The following is a 20,261-nucleotide window of genomic DNA, read 5'->3' as shown; positions in this document are numbered from 1 at the left end:
GCTCCGCGGGCAGTGCGGTGATGTGTCTGCGGGTCGGTGGGGGTTGGCCGCGCAGTTCCCCGCGCCCCTTACGGGGCGGGGCCCGTCCCGCCGGTGTTTCTTGCGAGGCCCATTGACACCCCGGCCCTGTGCCTCGAAGCTCCATGACGCCCCGTGGTAACGCTAACACCGGGCTGACACGCACCTGAGGGAGCTGCCCATGTCAGGTAGTCGTCAGGACGTCGACCGGCGTGCCCTCCTCGCCGCGGCCGCCGCCGGTGCGCTCGCCGCGGCCTGTGGAACCGCCGAGGGCAAGCCACCGGGCAAGGTCGCCGTGCACGGGGACAACGCCACCTGGGCCAAGCCGATGGCCGCCGCGGGCAAGGCCATGAAGTCGGTCGCGGGCATCGAGCTCGTGCCCGAGGTGATCGCGTCCCTGGAGTCGTTCGAGCAGGTCGTGCGGTCCTCGCTGCGGACGAGCAAGACGCCCGACATGCTCAAGTACTGGTCCGGGTACCGGCTCCAGGACCTCGCGCGCACCGGCGGAGTCGTCGACCTGACCGAGCAGTGGGACCGTGCGGTCGGCAAGGGCTGGGTCGAGCCGTCCCTGCGCCCCGCGTTCACCTACCGCGACCGCGTCTACGCCCTGCCGATGAACCTCGCGTACTGGGTGTTCTTCTACAACCCCGAGGTGTTCGAGAAGCATGACCTGGAAGTCCCCGAGACCTGGGACGACTTCCTCGCCGCCTGCGACCGCCTGAAGAAGAACGGCATCACGCCCCTGCACGGCACGGCCGACGGGCGCTGGCCCTCCTTCATCTGGTTCCAGGAGGTGTTGAGTCGTCAGGACCCGTCCTTCTACCAGGACTTGATGAACGGCCGCGAGCGCTACACCGACCCGCGCGCCGAGCGGGCCCTGCGCACCATCGCGTCCTTCTTCGACAAGGACTGGTTCACGCCCATGGACCTGAACCACAACGACGCGGCCGCACAGGTGGTCCAGGGCAAGATCGGCATGGTGCCCTGCGGCACCTGGCTCGGCTCGACTCTCGTCGGCGCGGGCGGCAGGCCCGGCAAGAACGTCGACGCCTTCGTGCTGCCCATGGCGACGCCACGCGCCCGCCCCAGCGTGATCTTCGAGTCGAGCGCTTTCGTCTCCACGGTCAAGGGCCCCGACCACGAGGAGGCGCGGAAGGCCGCCGGTGCCTGGCTGCACCCCACTGTCATGAAGGCCTTCTCGCACACCCTCCAGGACGGCTGTCCCAACCCGAAGGTCGCACCCGCCAACCCGGTCATCGACGGCCTGGCCCGCAAGGTACGCGGCGACAAGCTCTGGCTGCTCAACCGCTTCTGGGAACAAGGGCCTCCCGAACTGGTCGAGGCGACCGTCGACGATCTGGCGGGCTTCCTGCTGAACCCGCACTCGTACCGCAAGGTCCTTCGGACCATGCAGGAGCGCGCCGACGAGGCCTGGAAGGTGTGGCGGGAGGCGGAGGAGACATGACCGAGATCGTGACCACCGCGAAGGCCGCGGGAAAGCCCTCCGGGAAAGCGGTACGGACCCGTCGGCGAGTGCCCACCCGCACTCCGCACCAGGCCGTCGCGGAGAGCGGCAGGTACGGCAGGCCGCTCGCCGCGCTGCCCTGGGCGCTGCCCGCCTTCGCGCTCGTCGGCGTCCTGCTCGTCTATCCCTTCTTCCGCAGCGTCTACGGCAGCTTCTTCGAGGACAACGGCTTCACGAGCAGCTTCACCGGCTTCGACAACTACGCGCGGCTCGCCGACGACCCGATCTTCGGCCGCTCCCTGCTCAACACCCTGCTGTGGGTCGCCGGGACACTGCTGCTGCCCGTCCTTGCCGGCCTCCTCATCGCCGTCGCCACCCACCGGATGCGCTTCGGCGGCCTCGCCCAGCTCGTCATCGTCCTGCCGTACGCGATCTCGGCCGCAGCCACCGGCGTCCTCTGGTACTTCATGCTGAACAGCCAGGGCGCGGTCAACCAGATCCTGCGCGCGGTGGGCCTCGACTCATGGGCGCAGGCCTGGCTGCTCGAATGGCCGCAGAACACCCTCGCGATGATCGTGGCGAGCACCTGGCAGGCCACCGGGCTCAACGTCGTGCTCTTCGCCATCGGTCTTCGCGCCATCCCCAAGGACACCGTGGAAGCAGCCGAGTTGGACGGCGCGACCGGCTGGCGGATGTTCTGGTTCGTGACGCTGCCGCAGCTGCGGGCCGTCACGGTCGTGGTCGTCGGCATGGCCGTCGTCAACAGCCTCAAGGCCTTCGACATGATCTGGCTGCTCACCAAGGGCGGCCCGTCCCGCTCCTCCGAGACCCTCGCCCTGAGCATGTACCGCGAGGCGTTCCGGCTCTTCCACGTCGGCTACGGCTCCGCGATCGCGCTCGTCCTCTCGGTGATCGTCGTCGCCTCGTCCTGGATGTATCTGCGCCGCCAGATGCCCGAGTCCGCCGCCCGGGCCTGACCCGGCCCCGAAGAGGAGACCCTCATGGGACGCACAGTGCGCAATCTCTTCGTCATCGGCTGTGTGGTGTGCTGGCTGATCCCGCTCTACCTGCTGATCGTCAACGCGCTGACCCCGGCCACGGAATACTCGGGCGAGCCCGCGTGGACCCCGCAGGGCTTCGACATCGCCGACAACCTCAAGACCGCCTGGAGCGACGCGGGCATCGGCGACAGCTTCCAGTCCTCGCTCCTGTACGCCGTGGTGTGCGGGGCGGCGGCGGTGCTCGTCGCGGCCATGGCCGCTTTCGCCGTGGTCGTGCTGCCGATCCCCAGGCCCGCCTTCTGGTTCTGGCTGATCTACTCCGGCACGCTCTTCCCGCTGCAGATGTTCCTCGCCCCGCTCTTCGGCCTCTACGCCGACGCCAATCTGTACGACACCCGGCTCGGCCTGATGATGGTGTACGTCGCCTGGGCCATCCCCTTCGCGTTCTTCCTGATCCGCAATCAGATGACCACGATGCCGCCCGAGATCACCGAGGCGGCGCTGATCGACGGCGCCTCGATGGGGCGGATCTTCTGGCGCATCCACGTACCGCTGATGAAGGCGGGTCTCGGCGCCGCCTTCATCTTCCAGTTCAGCGCCGTCTGGAACGACCTGCTGCTCGGCATCACCCTCAGCCGCAGCCCCGAGGTCCAGCCGGTGATGGCCTCCCTGAACGCGCTCTACAACGCCTACAGCTCGGCGGGGCCGCCCGTCATCCTGGCCGGCGCGCTGATCGTGTCGCTGCCCACGCTCCTCGTCTTCCTGGTGTTCCGCGGCCTGTTCCTGCGCGGCGTCACCGCATCAGCCCGCTGACCCGACCACCCTCCGGGAGAGATCCGCATGACGACACGGGCCCTCGTCCGCACCACCGACTGGGACAACGACCGGATACGCGACAGCCTGCGAGCCGGCGTGGTCAGCGCCGAAGGACCCCTGGGCGGGGGCGTGTTCAGGCTGACGGAGGAACCGCTGATGCGGCGCGCGGGCGACGGCTCCCTCCTTCAGTCCCTGCGTGTGGAGCCGGTCAACGGGGCCGATATTCCTGCCGAGTTGAGCGTGCGCACGGAATCGGGAGCCGCGCTGCGAGTGGAGCGCGTCGCCGGGCCCGGCCGTTCGGTGCGGCTTCTCGTCCCCGCCGTAGAGACGGCGACCCGCGTCACCGTCGGCCTCCCGCGGGGGCAGGGCGGCATCGACGTACGCATCACCCCCCAACGCCAGTGGACCATCCACCTCGTCCACCACTCCCACCTCGACATCGGCTACACCGACCCGCAGGGCCGCGTCCTCGCCGAGCATCTCTCCTTCCTCGACTCCTGCCTGGAGCTCACCCGGGCCACCGACGACTGGCCCGCCGAGTCCCAGTTCCGCTGGTGCGTCGAGTCGTTGTGGTCCTTCCGGCAGTGGGCCGACGCCCGGCCCGCCGAACAGGTCGATGAGTTCGTACGCCGGGTGCGCGAGGGACGCATCGAGCTGACCGCCCTGCCGTTCAACCTGCACACCGAGACCTGCTCCACGGACGAGCTGCACGAACTCCTGCGCCTGGCCCACGACATACGCGACGCGCACGGCGTCGACTTCACCTCCGCCATGCAGACCGACGTGCCCGGAGCGGTCGTCGGCCTCGTCGACGCCCTCGCCTCCGCCGGGGTCAAGTACCTCTCCGTGGCGCACAATTGGGCCGGGCGCTCGGTGCCCCACCTGGTCGGCGGGGAGAAGCTGCCCCGGCTCTTCCGGTGGCGTGCGCCCAGCGGCAACAGCGTCCTGGTCTGGGTCACCGACACCCCGCACGGCCTCGCCTACATGGAGGGCCCGCTGCTCGGCTTCGACACCGACTACGCCGACGTCGACGACCTGCTGCCGGCCTATCTGACCTCCCTCGCCAGCAACCCGTACCCCTACCGCGGCGGCATCTTCGGCTGGGCCATGGACCACGCCGAGATCAAGCGCGAGCCCTACCCCTGGGACGTCCTCCACCTGCGCGTGCAGGGCAAGTTCGGCGACAACGCGCCGCCCCGCCGCATCATCGCCGACACCGTCCGCCGCTGGAACGAGACCTGGGCCCACCCCCGGCTGCGGCTCTCCCGCAACGAGGACTTCTTCACCGACGCCGAGGCCAGGCTCGGCGACGCCATCCAGACCTTCGAGGGCGACTGGACCGACTGGTGGGTCGACGGCGTCGGCTCGGGAGCGCGACCGCTCTCGCTGGCCCGCACCGCCCAGTCCGTGGTCGCCGACGCCCAGACCATCGGCACGTTCGCGGGAGTCCTCGGCGCCACGGGGGCCGAGGAAGACACCCGCGACGCCGCCGGGGTCTACGAGGCGGTGTCGCTCTTCGACGAGCACACCTGGGGCGCCGGCGACCCATGGACCCACGGCGACGAGGGCGGGCACTCCGGCGAGCACCAATGGCACTGGAAGTACGGGCAGGCGACGCGCGCCCACGACGACGGCCACGCACTCCTCGCCCGTGCGAGCGCACGGCTCGGGCAGCGGCTCGCGGTGTCGCCGGGTGCCGTGGCGACGTATCACGTGATCAACACCTGCTCCTGGCCGCGCACCGATGTCGTCAGCGTGTTCCTGCCGGAGAGCAGCGTGCCCCTGGACCGCCCGGTGGCCGTGCACGACGCGCGGACCGGCCGCAGGATCGTGCACGAGGAGCAGCCGCAGACCAACGACGACCACCGGGACGCCGGACGGTTCCTGGTGCTGCGGGTGGACGAGGTGCCGCCTGCCGGGTCCGTGCGCCTGGACATCACGGCCGAAGCGGCACGGGGCGTCGGGGCGGGGCAGACCGGCGTGGCGAAGGGCGGCGGCTCGGCGTGTCTGGGCGGGGCGATCGGCGTGGCGCAGGCCGCCGGTGTGAAGGTGACGCCTGTGCGGGGTCCTGCGGGTGGTTCGGCGCGGGAGGGTCGGGCCGCCGATGGGGCGCAACCCGCCGTCGAGAAGGCCGCCACCGGCTGGAATCCCACCGGCGGTTCGGAGCGGGACGACCCCGCCGAGAGTGCCGCCGCCGCTCTCGCCCGCGTCGACCCGACGCTCCTGGAGAACGAGCACCTCGCCGTCCGCGTCGACCTCGCGCACGCCTGCATCGCCTCCGTCATCGACAAGTCGACCGGCCGCGAGCTCGTCCGCCAGGATGCCATCGTCGGCTTCAACGGCTACCTCCACGACAGCTACACCACCGCCGGGGCCTTCAACCACAACTCCAGCCGCACCACGGCATCCGACCGCCTCGAACACCTCGGCAGCCGCGCCGTCGCCCCGCCCGCCGCCCTCATCGCCCGCCGCTCCACCGCGACCGCCGAATCGATCACGTACGAGACCCGCCCGGCCGGAGCCAACCGGCTGCGCACCACCCTCACCCTGCCCGTCGGCGTGCCCCGCCTCGACATCGAGAACCGCCTGGACAAGGACGCGACCCTGGGCAAGGAGAGCGCCTACTTCGCCTTCCCCTTCTCCTTCGACGACCCGGCCGTACGCATGGAGGCATCCGGCGGTCTCACCGGCAACTCCCTTCCTGTGGTGCCGGGTTCGGCGCTGCACATGCGGGCCGTGCGCCGCTGGGTGACCCTCGCGGACGACGGGCTCGCGGTGGCCTGGTCCACACAGGACGCGCCGCTGGTGCAGTTCGGCAACATCGCCCTGCCGTACGCGCCCTTCCCCAAGACGATGGGCCACGACGAACCCGCCACCGTCTTCTCCTGGATCCACAACAACCTCTGGGACACCAACTTCCCCAGCGAGCAGGGCTTCGAGTTCACCTACCGCTACAGCCTGGCCTGCGCCGTCTCCGCCGACGGGCTCGGCCCCGCCACGGCGGCGGCCTGGAGCCGCCCGCTGCGCGCCGTGCGGGCCAGGGGGCCGGAGGGCGGCGGGCAGGCTTCCCTCGCCTTCGCCGACCTCGGCGACCCGCGGATCCGCCTGGTCGGCGCCACCGCACCGGGCCCCGGCGAAGTCCTGCTGCGGCTGCAGTCCTTCGCCGAGCAGCCGGTGGACTGCCCCGTCCGCGTCCACTTCCCGGTGGCTGCGGCGCACCGGGCGGACTACTTGGGCGCAGCGGGCGAGGAACTGCCCCTGATGGACGGCGAGTTGACCATCACCCTTCCCCCGCTCGGCACCGCCGCCGTGCTTTTCGTACGTCCGTGAACGAAGGAGCATGCGTGTACCGGCTCGACCCGCGTTACGCCCCGGCACCGGGGACCGTGCTGACCGCCGGCTGGCAGGCCGTGGCGGCCCAACTGCCGCCCGGCCCCGCGATCGTCGCCGTCGAAGGTCCGCCGACCGCCGACTGGGCGACCATCGCGGCACGGCTGACCGCGGAAAGCCTGGCCTCCGTCCGTACTCTCGACATCCGTACGCACTACGCGCCGCCCGCCGAGGTGCGGCGCCGCACCATGAACCCGGCCGACACCGCGGACCCGTACTACTGCCGCCTGGCCGAGAACCCCCTAGGAGATCTCTTCGACCAACTGCCGCAGACATCACGTCTCTTGAAGGATGGCGCGCTCCTGATCGTCTACGGCCCCGGCGCCTCGCTCATCGCGCACGACGTGCTCTGGTACGCCGATCTGCCCAAGCGGTACGCCGAGTCGGCCGTGATCGCCGGGACGGGCGGCAACCTCGGACTGCCCGGTGAGCGCGCCGAGTTGAAGCGGCTCTTCTACGTGGACTGGCCGATGCTCGACCGCCACCGTGACGGCATCGCGGACCGCCTGGACGGCTGGCTCGACGTGCAGGACCCCGGGCGCCCCGTGTTCCTCGACGGCGACGGCCTGCGGACCTGCTACGCCGACCTCTCGCGCCGCCCCGTACGCACCCGGCCCTTCTTCAACTCGACGCCCTGGGGCGGGCATTGGGGCCAACGCGAACTCGGCTTCAACCCTGGCGGGCGCAACACGGCCCTCGGCTACGAACTCATCGCGCCCGAAGCGGGCATCCTCATCGGGCACGGCCCCGACACCCAGGCGGAAGTGCCCTTCCAGCTGCTGTGCGTGCTCCACCCCGAGCAGGTCCTCGGCCCAGAGGTGCACGCCCGCTTCGGCACCTCCTTCCCGATCCGCTTCGACTACCTGGACACGGTGGGCGGCGGCAACCTGTCGGTGCACTGCCACCCCAAGGAGCCGTACATGCGGGAGCGGTTCGGCTGGGCGTACACACAGCACGAGACGTACTACATGACGCTCGGCAGCCCCGACACCCGCGTCTTCCTCGGCCTGCGCGAGGACGCCGACCTCGACCTCTTCCGCAAGGAGATCGAGGAGGCCGCGAACGACGGGGTGCCGATGGACCCCGAGGACCACGTCCTGACGTTCCCCGCCGAGCAAGGGCGCCTCTTCATGATCCCCGCGGGCACCCCGCACGCCGGCGGCGCGGGCAATCTCGTACTGGAGATCAGTGCCACCCCCTACCTCTACAGCCTGCGCTTCTACGACTGGCTCCGCCCGGACGCGGACGGCAAACCACGCCAACTCCCTTACGAACACGGCCTCGCCAACCTGGAGACCGAACGGCGCGGTGACGCCGTCGCCCGCGATCTGGTGCAGGAGCCGCGCGTCCTGCGGCGCGGCGACGGCTGGCGCGAGGAGCTGCTCGGCGCCCTGGACGAGATGTTCTACGAGGTGCGCCGCCACACCCTCGCCGCGGGTGCCGCCGTGGCCGACCACACCCGGGGCCGCTTCCATGTGCTGAACGTGGTGGCGGGCGATGGGATCGTCGTCGAGACGGCGGCGGGGGACCGGCACGCCCTCTCGTACGCCGAGACGCTGACGGTTCCCGCGGCGGTCGGCGCCTACCGGCTCGTGGCGCCGCGCGGCCCGGCGAAGGTGGTGAAGGCGCTGGTGCGGGAGCCCAACGATTCATGACGGCCGTTCTGGAGATCGGCGGCACCCATGTCGCCGCCGCGCTCGTGGAATCGGACGGCGCGCGAGTGAGCCGCCGCGCCAGTCGGCCGCTGGACCCGCGGGGTTCCGCCGAGGAGATACTCGGCGCGGTCGTCCGGTGCGCGGGGGAACTCCGGGCGCCCGCGGGCCTGGTGTGGGGCGTCGCCGTCCCCGGCCCCTTCGACCACGAGAAGGGGATCGCACGCTTCCGGGGCGTCGGGAAGTTCGACGACCTGTACGGCATAGATGTGCGTTCGGTGCTGCTCGACGGGGTGTGGCCGCGGCCGGCCGACGTGGTCTTCCTGAACGACGCGCACGCGTTCCTCCTCGGCGAGTGGCGCGCGGGCGCCGCGCGCGGCGAGCGGCGCTGTGCCGGGATCACGCTGGGCACGGGCGTGGGGTCGGCCTTCATCGCCGACGGCGAAATCCGCCGCGACGGCCCGGGTGTGCCGCCCCAGGGGCGCGTCGACCTGCTGAAGTGGGCGGGCGCACCGCTGGAGGACACGGTGTCGCGGCGGGCCGTCCTCGCCCGGTACGGCGACCCGGACGCGGACGTGCGCGATGTCGCCGCGCGGGCACGGGACGGCGATCGGCGGTCCCGGCGGGTCCTCGACGAGGCGTTCACCGCTCTGGGCGCGGTCCTGGCGCCGTGCCTGCGCGACTTCCGCGCCTCGTCGCTCGTCGTCGGCGGCTCCATGGCGCAGTCCTGGGACCTGGTCCGCCCGTCGCTCCGGTCCGGACTGGGGGATACTCCGGTGAGGGTACGCAGGGGTCTGCTGGGCGGGGACGCGGCGCTGGTGGGGGCTGCGGGGTATGTCAGCGCGTCGCGCCGCTGACGCCCCCTGTAGGGGACCAAACGGAGAGAGGAACCACGGCCGATGCCCGAGCCGCAGGCGCCAAGAGGAGGCAAGACCACCCTGCGGGACGTCGCGGAACGCGCGGAAGTCAGCACGATGACCGCGTCCCGCGTCCTGCGGGACGACCCCCGCGTCCTGCCCGCCACCCGCGCAAGGGTCCGCGCCGCCGCCGCGGAACTCGGCTACCGCCCCAACGAAGTGGCCCGCAGCCTCCGCCTCGGCAGAGGCACCGGCCTGGTCGGTCTCGTCGTCACGAACCTCGCCAACCCCTTCTACTCACGCCTCGCCCTCGGCGTCGACTCCGTGGTGGCAGGCGACGGCCTGAAGACCGTCATCGGCAACACCGGACAGAACCTGGACAGTGAGCGCGAACTCGTCGCCGACCTCGTGGCCCGCCGCGTCGACGGCATCATCGCGGTGCCCGCGGCCGCCGACCAGCGGCATCTCGCCGCGGCGGCGGCCGATGGCGTACCGGTGGTGCTCGCGAGCCGCCCGCCCGAGGGGTTCTCCGCCGACTGCGTCCTGGTGGACGACTTCGGCGGCGCCCGCGACGCCACCGCCCGGCTGATCGCCAGGGGCCACCGCAGGATCGGATTCCTCGGCTCCCCGCCCGCCGTCTACACCGGCACCGAGCGCCTGCGCGGCTACGCCGACGCCCTCGCGGACGCGGGAATCCCGCTCGACGAGAGCCGCGTACGAGCGGGTCAGACCGAACCGCGCGAGGCCGAGCGCGCCGCGGCCGAGCTGCTGGCGCTGCCCGAGCCGCCGACCGCGCTGTTCTGCTCCAACAACCGCAACACGATAGGGGCGTTCCGCGCCGTCCGCGCGAGCGGCACCGACACCGCGCTCGCCGGCTTCGACGACTTCGAACTGGCCGACGCGCTGGGCCTTCCCCTCATCCTCGTCGCGTACGACAGCGATGAACTCGGCCGCGCGGCGGGCCGCCTCCTCGCCGACCGCATGCGGGAGCAGAAGCCGGACGCCGCGCCCCCCGGCCCGCCACGGCGCATCGTGACGCCCACCAGCCTGGTGGAGTACGGGAGCTGAGGCCTGACCGGTGGAGCCCGGCGGGATCAGGGCCCGGCGGCCCATCGCGTGGGAGAATCCGGGGCGTGGACGCGGGGATCCTCGAGCGGGATCTGCAGCTGGCACGACTGGCCACCGCCGCGGAGGAAGCGGTCGACGGCGCGGGCTCGGTGGCGCTCGTCTTCGGCGAGGCGGGGATCGGCAAGTCGAGCCTGGTGAACGCGCTGCGAGCAGCCCTGTCCCCGCAGGCCCGGGTCCTTGTCGGGCAGTGTGACGACCTCGCGACGCGCCGCCCGCTCGGCCCCTTCAGGGACCTGGCAGGGAGCGTCGGTCCTGACCTCGCGCGGGCGGTGGCCGAGGGCGGCGACCGGCATCGGGTGTACGAGGCGCTGTGGGCCGAGCTGACCGACGGGCCCCGCACGGTGGTGCTCGTCGTAGAGGACGTGCACTGGGCGGACGAGGCCTCGCTCGACGCCCTGCGGTTCCTGGTACGCCGCGTGGACCGGCTGCCCGCCGTCCTTGTACTGACCTACCGCGACGACGAGTTGGACCGCGAGCACCCGCTGCGGGACCTCCTGGGGCAGGTGTCGCGGGCGGCCCGTGTGCACCGCGTCCCCCTGCCGAGGCTTTCCCGTGCGGCGGTCCGCGAGCTGAGCGCCCCGAGCGGCCTCGACCCCGCGCAGGTGTACGCCGTGACATCGGGCAACCCTTTCTACGTCGCCGAGGTCGTCGCGGCGGGCGGCACCGGGGAGGTGCCGCCGACCGTGGTCGACGCGGTCCTCGCCAGGCTGCGCGGCCTCTCCGCCGCCACCAGGGACACCCTGGAGCAGCTCGCCGTGGTGCCGTCCGCGGTCGAGCGCGCCCTCGTCGACGCTCTACTGCCGTCGGGCGTGGACCAGTTGGCGGCGGCGGAACGGCACGGACTGCTCCTTGTCTCCCCCGAGCGCGTCGCGTTCCGGCACGAGATCATCCGCCGTGCCATCGCCGACTCCCTGCCCGCCGCGCACCGCATCCGGCTCGACCGGAACGTACTCGCGGTCCTCGTCGGTCTGCCGGGCGCCGACGCGTCCCGCATCGTCCACCACGCGGCACAGGCGGGGGACCTGGACGCCATCGCGCGGTACGGCCCCGACGCGGCCAGGGACGCCGCACACACCGGCGCGCACCGCGAGGCCGCCGCCCACCTGCGCCTCGTCCTGCGGCAGCGGCAGCGCTTCGGCCCGGCCGAACTCGCCGGCCTCCTGGAGCGGTTCGCGGTGGAGAGCTACACCATCGCCGACTCGCAGGCCGCCGTGCGCGCCGAGCGGGAGGCCGTCGAGCTGCGCAGGGCCCTGGGCGACCGCCGTGCCCTGGGCGCCGATCTGCGCTGGCTCTCCCGCATCCACTGGTGGGCGGGCGACGCCGACGCGGCACAGGAGGCCGCCCGCGAGGCCATCGACGTACTCGAACAGGCCGGGGACGAGCGGCTGTTGGCGCTCGCGCTCAGCAACACCGCTCAGCTGCGCATGCTCTCCGACCGGTACGCCGATGCGATCGGCTACGGCGAACGCGCCATCACCCTGGCCCGGCGGACGGACGACGCGGCGATCCTCGCGCACGCCCTGAACAACGTCGGCACCGCCCGCTGGCGCGGCGGGGACCCGCTGGGACGCCCGCAGTTGGAGGAGAGCCTCGCGGTCGCGCTGAAGGCCGGCGAGGCCGAGCACGCCTGCCGCGCCTACGCCAACGTCATCTGGACGCTCCTGGAGAACCTCCAGTTCAGGGAGGCCGACCGGTTCCTCGCGCCCGCCCTGGATTTCGCCGACCGGACGGAGCAGCTGGGGTTCCTCTGCTACCTCCAAGTCGAGCTCGCACTGCGGAAGTTCGCCGCGGGGGCGTGGGACGACGCGGAGCGGTACGCCGGATTCGGTGACGTCGGCGCGTTCCCGCCGGCCCGCTGCCCCGCCCTGACCGTCCTCGCCCGGGTGCGGATCCGGCGCGGCGCACCCGGCGGCGATGAACTCCTCGCACAGGCCGGGCGGATCGCCGCCCGCACCCGGGAGCTGCAGCGCACGGCGCCGGTCGCCGCGGGCCGCGCGGAGGCCGCCTGGCTGCGCGGCGACCACGCCGCAGTGATCGCCGCGGTCGAACCGCTCTACGCACAGGCCCGCCGGCTCGGCGCCGCGCCGTACCGCGCGGAGCTCGGCCACTGGCTCGCCAGGGCCGGGCGGCTCGTGCCCGATGACGGTTCCGGGCATCCGTACGCGCTGCAGGCGGCGGGCCGCTGGAAGCAGGCGGCCGCGGCCTGGCAGGAGGCGGGCTGCCCCTACGAGCACGCGGCGGCCCTGGCGCAGAGCCCGGACCCGGCCGACAAACTCGGTGCGCTCGCCGCACTCGACGCCCTGGGAGCCGTTCCCCTGTCCAGGATCGTCCGCGCCGAGCTGCGGTCGCTCGGCGTGGCCCGGATCCCCCGGGGCCCGCACGCGGCGACCCGCGGCAATCCCGCGGGCCTCACCGGACGCCAACTCCAGGTCGTCCGGCTGCTGATGGAGGGCCTGACGAACGTGGAGATCGCCGGGCGGCTCGTCCTGTCCGTCCGCACCGTCGACAACCACGTCCGCGCGGCCCTGGAGAAACTCGGCGCCCGCAGCAGACGCGAGGTCGCCGCCCGCATCGCGGACCTCGGCCTGCCGCCCGGCGGCGAAAAGTAGGTACCCGCACGCGTGAGCTGGGTGACCGGCACGGATGCCGGGGCCCCGCACCGCGCGTAGAAAGAAGCGCACCGGACTCACGCATCCAGCACGGGGGAGCACATGTCCAAGACGCCCGCACAAGCCGCACGGCATGAACTGATGGCATTCAAAGGGGAGTTGATCGGCCCGGACGACCCCGGGTACGAGGAGGCTGGCACGGTCTACAACGCGATGGTCGACAAGCGGCCCGCTCTCGTCGCCCGTTGCACCGACGCCGACGACGTGGCCGAGGTGATCCGCTTCGCCCGCGAGCACCGCCTGCCGCTCGCGGTGCGCGGCGGCGGCCACCACGGAGCGGGCCTCGGCACCTGCGAGGGCGGCGTGGTCGCCGACCTGTCACCGCTGAAGTCCGTCGAGGTCGACCCGGTGGCCCGCACGGTCCGGGTCGGCGGCGGCTGCCTCTGGGGCGAGGTGGACCGCGCCACGCACGAGCACGGCCTGGCCACGCCGAGCGGCATCATCTCCACGACCGGCGTCGGCGGTCTCACCCTCGGCGGCGGTCTCGGCCATCTCACCCGGCGGTTCGGACTGAGCATCGACCATCTCATCGCGGCCGATGTCGTCCTGGCCGACGGCAGCCGGGTGCGGGCGAGCGCCGACGAGAACACCGACCTGCACTGGGCGATCCGCGGGGGTGGCGGCAACTTCGGCGTCGTCACCTCCTTCCTCTTCCGGCTGCACGAGCTGAGCACGGTCGTCGCCGGGCCCACCTTCTGGCCCGCCGAGCAGGGCGCCGAAGTCCTCGCCGCCTACCGGGAGTTCCTGCCCCGCGCGCCGCGCGAGGTCAACGGCTTCTTCCTGTACGGCACCGTGCCCCCGGCCCCGCCCTTCCCCGAGGAACTGCACCTGCGCAAGGTCGCAGGCGTCGTGTGGTGCCACACCACCGACGACCCCGACGCGGCGGCCCGCGCCATGGCGCCCCTGCTCGACGCGCTGCCCGAACCGGCCCTGCACGCCGTCGCCCCGATGCCGCACCCCGCGCTGCAGTCCATGTTCGACGGGCTCTACCCGCCCGGCGACCAGTGGTACTGGCGGGCGGACTTCGTCGACGAGATCCCGGACGAGGCCGTCGCCCTGCACGCCAAATTCGGCGCCGAGGTGCCGACCATGCAGTCGACGATGCACCTCTACCCCATCGACGGCGCCGCCCACGACCACGCCTCGTCGGACACGGCCTGGAGCTACCGAGGCGCCCGCTGGGCGTGCGTCTACGCGGGCGTCGACCCGGACCCGGCCAACGCGGAGCTCATCAAGCGCTGGACCGTCGACTACTTCGAGGCCCTGCACCCGTACACGGCGGGCGGCGCCTACGTGAACATGATGATGGACGAGGGGCAGGACCGCGTACGGGCGAGCTACCGCGACAACTACGCACGCCTGGCCCGGGTCAAGGCCGCGTACGACCCGGAGAACGTCTTCCGCCTCAACCAGAACATCGAGCCGTCGCCGGTGGACGCCGGGTAACCCCGAAAGGCCGTCCCGACGCGCCCCGGCGCAGGGACGGCCTTAGCGTGACAGCCATGTGCTGGAGCGCGACGGCCGATCTCATGGTGGGCACGGCCGTCTGCGCCGTGGGCGTCGCCTGTGTCGCCCAGGCGGCGCGGCGCCCCCGTGACCTGCCCATGGCCGCGCTTCCGCTGCTCCTCGGCAGCCACCAGATCATCGAGTCCGTGGTCTGGCGCGGCGACGGCGGCACGGGAGCCGCCACCACCGCCTGGGCGGTGATCGCGCTCCCGCTGCTGCCTCTGTGGCTGCCCGTGTCGGTGCTGTGCGTGGCGCCGCCGACCGCCCGCCGCCGGCTCCTCCTCCCGCTCGCGGCGGGCATCGCGACGTCGGCGGTGCTCGCGTACTACCTGATGACCCACACCGTGACGGCCGACATCCGCGGCCACACGGTCGGGTACGGCTTCGGCCTGGCGCATCCGGCACCGGTCGTCGTCGGCTATCTCATCGCCACCATCGGCTCCCTGCTCCTGTCCGGCGACCGGGGCCTGATCCTGTACGGGATCCTGGCCGCCGTCGGAGCCGCGGTGTCCGTGGCGCTGTGGCGACAGGAGTACCTCTCGACGTGGTGCGCGCTCGCCGCGCTGTCATCGGTGGTTCTGCTGCGCTGGGTCAGAAGGCGTCGTCCGCCAGCTCGACGGCCGTCCGGTCAAGACCTTCAAGAAGCGTGAACTGGGCCTCGGTCCTGGGCAGTTCATGGCGGAAGAAGTAGCGGCACGCGCCGCGCTTGCCCTCGTGGAAGGCCTCCGTTCCTGGCACGGCCGCAAGGAACTGCTCCAGCCACATCCAGGCGACGACGACATGCCCGACGGCTTCGAGATAGACGCTCGCGTTGGCCAGCGCCGTCTGGGGATCGCCCGTCGACCACAGCCGCTGGGTCACCTCCACCGCACGCGCCACGGACGCGTCGAGCGCACGCCCGTACCCGGCCGCGGAACCACCCGCGGCGGCGGCGCGGGCGGTCGTCTGCGAGATCCGCTCGACGAGCAGCCGAAGCCCGGCGCCGCCGTCCATGACGACCTTGCGGCCGAGCAGGTCGAGGCCGTGGATGCCGTGCGTGCCCTCGTGGATGGGGTTGAGGCGGTTGTCGCGGTAGAACTGCTCGACGTTGTACTCGCGGGTGTAGCCGTAGCCGCCGTGCACCTGGATCGCCAGGCTGTTGGCCTCAAGGCACCACTGCGACGGCCAGCTCTTCGCGATCGGGGTGAGCACGTCGAGCAGCAGCTTGGCGTCGGCCCGCGCCTGCGGCGAGGTACCGGTCTGCTGTTCGTCGAGCAGCCGCCCGCAGTACAGATTGAGCGCCATCGCGCCCTCCACGTACGCCTTCTGCGCGAGCAGCATCCTGCGTACGTCGGCGTGCGCGATGATCGGGACCTGCGGCGACTGAGGGTCCCTGGCGGTGACCGGCCTGCCCTGCGGGCGGCTGCGGGCGTAGTCGAGCGCGTGCAGATATCCGGTGTAGCCGAGGGCGGTCGCGCCGAGGCCGACACCGATCCGGGCCTCGTTCATCATGTGGAACATATAGGCGAGGCCGTGGTTCGCCTCGCCGATGAGGTGGCCGACGGCGCCGGGCTCGCCGCCCGGCCGATGGGCGCCCTCACCGAAGTTGAGGAGCGTGTTGGTGGTGCCGCGGTAGCCCATCTTGTGGTTGAGGCCCGCGAGCACGACGTCATTGCGCTCACCGAGCGAACCGTCTTCACCGACGAGGAACTTGGGCACGATGAACAGCGAGAGCCCCTTCACGCCGGGCGGGCCGCCGGGAATCCGGGCGAGCACCAGGTGCACGATGTTCTCCGAGAGCTCGTGCTCGCCGCCGGAGATCCACATCTTGTTCCCGAAGAGGCGGTACGTCCCGTCGTCCTGGGCCTCGGCCCGGGTGCGCACATCGGCGAGCGACGAACCGGCCTGCGGCTCCGACAGACACATCGTCCCCAGGAAGCGTCCCTCGACCATGGGGCGTACGAAGGTGTCGATCTGCTCCTTGGAGGCGTGCGCGAGCAGCAGATTGGCGTTGCCCATGGTCAGGAAGGGATACGCCGCCGTGCCCACGTTCGCCGCCTGGAACCAGGCGAAGCAGGCCTGGGCCACCACGGCGGGCAGCTGCCCGCCGCCGATCTCGTGGTCCATGGCACTGGCGAGGAGCCCCGAATCGCCGAAGACCCGCAGCGCCTCCTTCACCTCGGGGATGACGTGCACCCGCTCCCCGTCGAAGGTGGGCTCCTCGGCGTCGTTCTTCTTGTTGTGCGGGGCGAAGTGCCGCGTCGCGATCTGCTCGCTCAGTTCCAGGGCGGCGTCGAAGGTCTCGCGGGAGTGCTCCGCGTACCGCTCCCGGCCGGTGAGCGCGGGCACGTCAAGCCACTCGTACAGCAGGAAGTCGAGATCGCGACGGGACAGGAGCAGGGATGCCATGCGGTTTCTCCATGCGGTGACGGCGGTACCGATGCCGGGGCAGGCAGCCCCGCACCCACGATACTAAGCGCTTGCTTATGGGATCTGTCGAGGGGCGCCTGCGCCGGTCCGCACCTCACTCGCGTACGGCGGCTCGGCGCCCGCCCGCGAGCAGGTGACCGCCGCCGCACGGGCGGCGAAGGCGAGCACCTCCCCCCCCAGGTGCGGCCGGGGGCCGAGGCGAGGGCGCGCGCCGAGAGGAGGTCCCGCTCGGACAGCGCGTGCAGCAGCGCGGCGTTCACGGTGTCGCCGGCGCCGATCGTGTCCACGATGTCGACGCGTCCCACCTGCAAGTCCTGGTGGACGGCCCGCTGATCGAGGCGTTCGTCGACGAGCGGGCGATGCTCACCGAGAAGGTGTATCCCGCTCCCGAGGGGCGCTACGACGTGACGGTGGTCCGGGGCTCGGCGGAGGTGGAGACGCGGGGTTGGGAGTGCGGCCGTCGGCGCTGACCCGGCCCGCGCCGGACGCGGTGCGGCCGGGAGTGCTCAGCCATAAGGCGTTCCGGTCGCTCCCCCTCGCGGCTGACGGCTCGTACGCAGTTCACCGGAAGCCTGGGCAGGGGCGAGCCCCGGTGGGATCCTGCTGCGTAACGCCGAGATCGAGGCGTGAGCGGGGGGTTCTCATGCGGATCCAGCCACGGGCCCCGGCCCTGAGAGCAGGTCTCGTCGCCGTGGCCGTGCTGGTCCTCGGCACGGCAGGATGCGGCAGTGGCTCTGGAACCGGCGACCCGCTGCCCGACCCCGTGGTGCCGTCCGCGTCGGCCGGTTCGGGCGAGTCCCGGTCGAGTTCGGGCGGCGGCGAAGGGGACGACTCGAATGCGTCGGGTGGCGAAGGCGGCGACGACTCGAATGCGTCCGGTGGCGAAGGCGGGGACGACCTCGCGCCGGTGGGCTCTCCGCCGACGGACACGGGGGGCACCCCGGAGCCATCCCCCGAGCTGACCGATCCGCCCTCCGAGACTCCCTGCGAGGGCGTTCCCACGCCCGCCCCGACCTGCCCGCCCTCTCCGGAAGTGACGCCGAGCCCCGTGCCTGGTGTGTCCTGACGCGGTCGACGGTTGAGCCGATGGACAGCAGGGACACACCGGAGTCACCGAGAGGCGAGTCCTCCCGTTCGTCGGTCCCCAGCCAACGCCGCCTTCACCAACGCCGTATCCGCCGACGCCGACAACTCGGGAACACCGCTCGTCCCGCACTTCCCCCGAGTGCGCAGCCCACGGAGCCGAGCGGCAAGGCCGCCGAGATCGCCAACTCCGTGTTCGGCGCGGGCTCGCTCATCCTCGCGCTGATGCTCTACACCGGGTTCGTCCACAGCCGCGCCTACTACGCCTACTTCCACCTCGACGTCTTCTCCGTGGGCTTCGACCCGGTCGAGATGGCGCTGCGCAGCCTTCGGCTCGCCACCTTCCCGGTGCTCATCACGCTGAGCCTGGCCGGCATCCTCCCTCGCCTCCCCGGCCTGCTGCCCTCGCTCGGCCTGCCCGGCCGTATCACCAGGCGCGTCGACGGGGCCGCCCGCGCCGTGGCCCGAGCCCATCTGGCGTTCGTCGCGGCGGGCGTGATCCTGCTGCTCGCGTGGCGCTTCGGCCAGCCCTGGTCGTTCCGGTGGGCCGCACCGCTGCTTGTGGCCGTCGGGCTCCTGCTGGGACAGAGCGGCGCGGCGGGACGAGCCGCCGGCAGCCCGAGCCGGCCGTGGCACCGCGCCGTTCCCGTGATCACCGCGAGCCTGTTCCTGATGTGGGTCGTCGCCCTCGCCGCCGGGGAGTTGGGCCGGCAGGACGCGCGCCACGATGCCGAGCAGCTGGTACGCCGCGTCTCCGTGGTGGTGCTCAGCACCGAGCAGCTGAGCATCCGAGGCCCCGGCCTGAAGGCGGAAGACCTGGGCAAGGACAGGCACTTCCGGTACCGGTACAGCGGCCTGCGCCTGCTCGTCGAGCGAGACCGCCGGCACTATCTGCTGCCGCTGAACTGGCATCACGACACGGACGCCACATACGTCATCGAGGACGACGAGAACATCCGGATCGACCTCTATCCCGGGACCCAGCCCCGCCGTTGAGCGAAGTCGGGACGGCGAGGGCTGAACTAGGGCCGGTACCGCACGATCACGGCGCGGCTGAAGTTCGCGTCGCCGAACGCTCCGAGCTCGGCCTTGCCGACACCCCATGCCTCATCGGTCCCCGGAACCGGGGCGATCTCGGCAAGGCGGAACTTCTGTTTCCTGTCGACCTCGGTGACCTTCCCGGTGATCCCGGTGACGTAGGGCGGCCGTGCGATGCGGCTCACCTTCCCGTTCTCGCCCCGCACTCTCCTGGCGTCGAGGATCCCCGCGGGCAGTGCGTCCGACGTGCTCCACCGCTTTCCGTCCCAGTGCAGAGCGCAGGGCCGGTCGCCCGGAGGCGCGTATCTGGTCCCGGTGTACGGGCCGTACTCGATCCCCATGGCCCACACGTCGTCGGCTCCCCGCGCGACGAGCGTCTGCACCTGCGTCCGGCAGCCGGAAAACCTCGCGTCCTCCGTCTCGACGTCCGGCATCCGCTCCTCGCGCCACTGCCGCCCGTCCCATCGCGCGGCCGCGAGCCGGAGGGGGCGCGGCTTCGGGTGGTCCGGATCCGACTCGTCCGCCTTGTCCGCCGCCGGGTTCGGAACGTTCCCGGCCACCCGGAGATGCCCGCCGGCGGTCTCCGTCGTGATGGCCCGTGCCTCCAATGGCAGCCGGGTGGCGGTCCAGCCGCGCCCGTCCCAGTGCCAGGCCGTCTGCTGCTTGGGATTCCCGAGCGCCCAGACGTCCGATGGCCCGAGCACCGCGACGCCGGCCAAGTCGTCTCCTTCGGGCAGCGCGACACCCCGCCAGCGGGTGCCGTCGAACCGGGCGGCGATCGGCGTGGAGTACGTGCCGGGACCGTGGCTGACGCGCCCGAACAGCCAGGCGCTGCCCGCGCCGGCGTACAGGGCCGGCGAACCGAGCGTGCCGCCGTCGAGTGCGTCACGGAGATCGGAGGACAGGTCGTACCGCTGCCAGCGTGCGCCGTGGAACCGGAGCATCTGCATCCGCGGGCGGGAGCCGCCGGCATCGTGCAGCTCCGCCATGGCCCAGGCCTCGCGCTTCGACACGGCCGCGATGTCGAGCACCTGATTGCCGACCGGGTCGACGTCGGAGACGTACTCGTACGTCCAGGCCCGGTGGGCGGGTGCTTCACCGGTACGGGAGCCACTCGGCGCCGGATCTGCCGGGTGCGGCCCCTGCGTTCCGCACCCGGCGAGCAGCGCGACAACGGCGAGGAGTCCAACCCTGCTGGTGACGCGCGGTATCGGCATGCGCGGGATTCT

General features: G+C 72.2%; 15 protein-coding genes and 1 pseudogene. 13 read left to right on the top strand and 3 right to left on the bottom strand.

Annotated features, from left to right (window positions below):
- Window positions 1-199 precede the first annotated feature (199 nt).
- From AB0G47_RS26555 to AB0G47_RS26510, 10 genes are all read left to right on the top strand, one after another.
- Complete coding sequence (locus tag AB0G47_RS26555; RefSeq protein ID WP_360774695.1) at window positions 200-1,483, top strand: ABC transporter substrate-binding protein; 1,284 nt, start codon at window positions 200-202, stop codon at window positions 1,481-1,483.
- Window positions 1,480-2,460, top strand: a complete 981-nt coding sequence (locus tag AB0G47_RS26550) for a sugar ABC transporter permease (protein ID WP_360774690.1) — start codon at window positions 1,480-1,482, stop codon at window positions 2,458-2,460. Before AB0G47_RS26555 ends, AB0G47_RS26550 begins: the two co-directional genes overlap by 4 nt.
- 24 nt (window positions 2,461-2,484) lie before the next feature.
- The gene (locus tag AB0G47_RS26545; RefSeq protein WP_360774688.1) at window positions 2,485-3,297 is read left to right on the top strand and encodes a carbohydrate ABC transporter permease; all 813 of its coding nucleotides are present in this window, start codon (window positions 2,485-2,487) and stop codon (window positions 3,295-3,297) included.
- A 27-nt stretch (window positions 3,298-3,324) separates the two neighbouring features.
- A complete protein-coding gene (locus AB0G47_RS26540; RefSeq protein ID WP_360774685.1) occupies window positions 3,325-6,630 on the top strand; it encodes an alpha-mannosidase in 3,306 nt (1,101 codons plus the stop codon).
- A 14-nt stretch (window positions 6,631-6,644) separates the two neighbouring features.
- Window positions 6,645-8,345, top strand: a complete 1,701-nt coding sequence (locus AB0G47_RS26535; protein ID WP_360775124.1) for a hypothetical protein — start codon at window positions 6,645-6,647, stop codon at window positions 8,343-8,345.
- Window positions 8,342-9,199 (top strand): ROK family protein, encoded by an 858-nt coding sequence (locus tag AB0G47_RS26530; RefSeq protein WP_360774683.1) that lies wholly within the window; start codon window positions 8,342-8,344, stop codon window positions 9,197-9,199. The genes AB0G47_RS26535 and AB0G47_RS26530 overlap by 4 nt, the downstream gene beginning before the upstream one ends.
- 42 nt (window positions 9,200-9,241) lie before the next feature.
- Entirely contained in the window at window positions 9,242-10,267 is a 1,026-nt protein-coding gene (locus AB0G47_RS26525) for a LacI family DNA-binding transcriptional regulator (RefSeq protein ID WP_360774680.1), read from the top strand.
- A 65-nt stretch (window positions 10,268-10,332) separates the two neighbouring features.
- On the top strand, window positions 10,333-12,936 hold the full coding sequence (locus tag AB0G47_RS26520; protein ID WP_360774677.1) for an AAA family ATPase: 2,604 nt from the start codon (window positions 10,333-10,335) through the stop codon (window positions 12,934-12,936).
- A 102-nt stretch (window positions 12,937-13,038) separates the two neighbouring features.
- On the top strand, window positions 13,039-14,442 hold the full coding sequence (locus AB0G47_RS26515; protein WP_360774674.1) for an FAD-binding oxidoreductase: 1,404 nt from the start codon (window positions 13,039-13,041) through the stop codon (window positions 14,440-14,442).
- Window positions 14,443-14,498: 56 nt separating this feature from the next.
- On the top strand, window positions 14,499-15,152 hold the full coding sequence (locus AB0G47_RS26510) for a DUF6629 family protein (protein WP_360774671.1): 654 nt from the start codon (window positions 14,499-14,501) through the stop codon (window positions 15,150-15,152).
- Here the strand turns inward: AB0G47_RS26510 and AB0G47_RS26505 are convergent.
- Both AB0G47_RS26505 and AB0G47_RS26500 read right to left on the bottom strand, forming a co-directional pair.
- Window positions 15,094-16,890 (bottom strand): acyl-CoA dehydrogenase, encoded by a 1,797-nt coding sequence (locus tag AB0G47_RS26505; protein ID WP_360774669.1) that lies wholly within the window; start codon window positions 16,888-16,890, stop codon window positions 15,094-15,096. The two genes, AB0G47_RS26510 and AB0G47_RS26505, sit on opposite strands and share 59 nt — an antisense overlap.
- A gap of 75 nt (window positions 16,891-16,965) precedes the next feature.
- Window positions 16,966-17,210 (bottom strand): annotated as a pseudogene (locus AB0G47_RS26500) (PfkB family carbohydrate kinase); the annotation flags it as partial.
- Here AB0G47_RS26500 and AB0G47_RS26495 point away from each other — a divergent pair.
- The 3 genes from AB0G47_RS26495 (at window position 17,151) to AB0G47_RS26485 (ending at window position 18,990) form a co-directional block, all read left to right on the top strand.
- Window positions 17,151-17,381 carry a GH32 C-terminal domain-containing protein gene (locus tag AB0G47_RS26495; RefSeq protein ID WP_360774667.1) on the top strand — a complete coding sequence of 77 codons (231 nt, stop codon included), beginning with the start codon at window positions 17,151-17,153 and terminating at the stop codon, window positions 17,379-17,381. The pseudogene AB0G47_RS26500 and the gene AB0G47_RS26495 sit on opposite strands and share 60 nt — an antisense overlap.
- A gap of 173 nt (window positions 17,382-17,554) precedes the next feature.
- On the top strand, window positions 17,555-17,977 hold the full coding sequence (locus AB0G47_RS26490) for a hypothetical protein (RefSeq protein ID WP_360774664.1): 423 nt from the start codon (window positions 17,555-17,557) through the stop codon (window positions 17,975-17,977).
- Between the two features lie 20 nt (window positions 17,978-17,997).
- Window positions 17,998-18,990 (top strand): hypothetical protein, encoded by a 993-nt coding sequence (locus AB0G47_RS26485; RefSeq protein ID WP_360774663.1) that lies wholly within the window; start codon window positions 17,998-18,000, stop codon window positions 18,988-18,990.
- Window positions 18,991-19,016: 26 nt separating this feature from the next.
- Here AB0G47_RS26485 and AB0G47_RS26480 read toward each other — a convergent pair whose 3' ends face one another.
- Entirely contained in the window at window positions 19,017-20,249 is a 1,233-nt protein-coding gene (locus tag AB0G47_RS26480; RefSeq protein ID WP_360774660.1) for a hypothetical protein, read from the bottom strand.
- Window positions 20,250-20,261 lie beyond the last annotated feature (12 nt).

This window comes from Streptomyces sp. NPDC021622 (assembly GCF_040640795.1).
Taxonomy (GTDB): domain Bacteria; phylum Actinomycetota; class Actinomycetes; order Streptomycetales; family Streptomycetaceae; genus Streptomyces.
This window is presented reverse-complemented; position numbering and strand designations above follow the sequence as displayed.

What these genes read in the sequence shown, in the direction of transcription:
- AB0G47_RS26515 (WP_360774674.1), top strand. Translation starts at nt 13,039, where the DNA reads ATGTCCAAGACGCCCGCACAAGCCGCACGGCATGAACTGATGGCATTC.
- AB0G47_RS26480 (WP_360774660.1), bottom strand. Translation starts at nt 20,249, where the DNA reads ATGCCGATACCGCGCGTCACCAGCAGGGTTGGACTCCTCGCCGTTGTC.
- AB0G47_RS26525 (WP_360774680.1), top strand. Translation starts at nt 9,242, where the DNA reads ATGCCCGAGCCGCAGGCGCCAAGAGGAGGCAAGACCACCCTGCGGGAC.
- AB0G47_RS26490 (WP_360774664.1), top strand. Translation starts at nt 17,555, where the DNA reads ATGCGGATCCAGCCACGGGCCCCGGCCCTGAGAGCAGGTCTCGTCGCC.
- AB0G47_RS26555 (WP_360774695.1), top strand. Translation starts at nt 200, where the DNA reads ATGTCAGGTAGTCGTCAGGACGTCGACCGGCGTGCCCTCCTCGCCGCG.
- AB0G47_RS26510 (WP_360774671.1), top strand. Translation starts at nt 14,499, where the DNA reads ATGTGCTGGAGCGCGACGGCCGATCTCATGGTGGGCACGGCCGTCTGC.
- AB0G47_RS26550 (WP_360774690.1), top strand. Translation starts at nt 1,480, where the DNA reads ATGACCGAGATCGTGACCACCGCGAAGGCCGCGGGAAAGCCCTCCGGG.
- AB0G47_RS26545 (WP_360774688.1), top strand. Translation starts at nt 2,485, where the DNA reads ATGGGACGCACAGTGCGCAATCTCTTCGTCATCGGCTGTGTGGTGTGC.
- AB0G47_RS26530 (WP_360774683.1), top strand. Translation starts at nt 8,342, where the DNA reads ATGACGGCCGTTCTGGAGATCGGCGGCACCCATGTCGCCGCCGCGCTC.
- AB0G47_RS26540 (WP_360774685.1), top strand. Translation starts at nt 3,325, where the DNA reads ATGACGACACGGGCCCTCGTCCGCACCACCGACTGGGACAACGACCGG.
- AB0G47_RS26505 (WP_360774669.1), bottom strand. Translation starts at nt 16,890, where the DNA reads ATGGCATCCCTGCTCCTGTCCCGTCGCGATCTCGACTTCCTGCTGTAC.
- AB0G47_RS26485 (WP_360774663.1), top strand. Translation starts at nt 17,998, where the DNA reads ATGGACAGCAGGGACACACCGGAGTCACCGAGAGGCGAGTCCTCCCGT.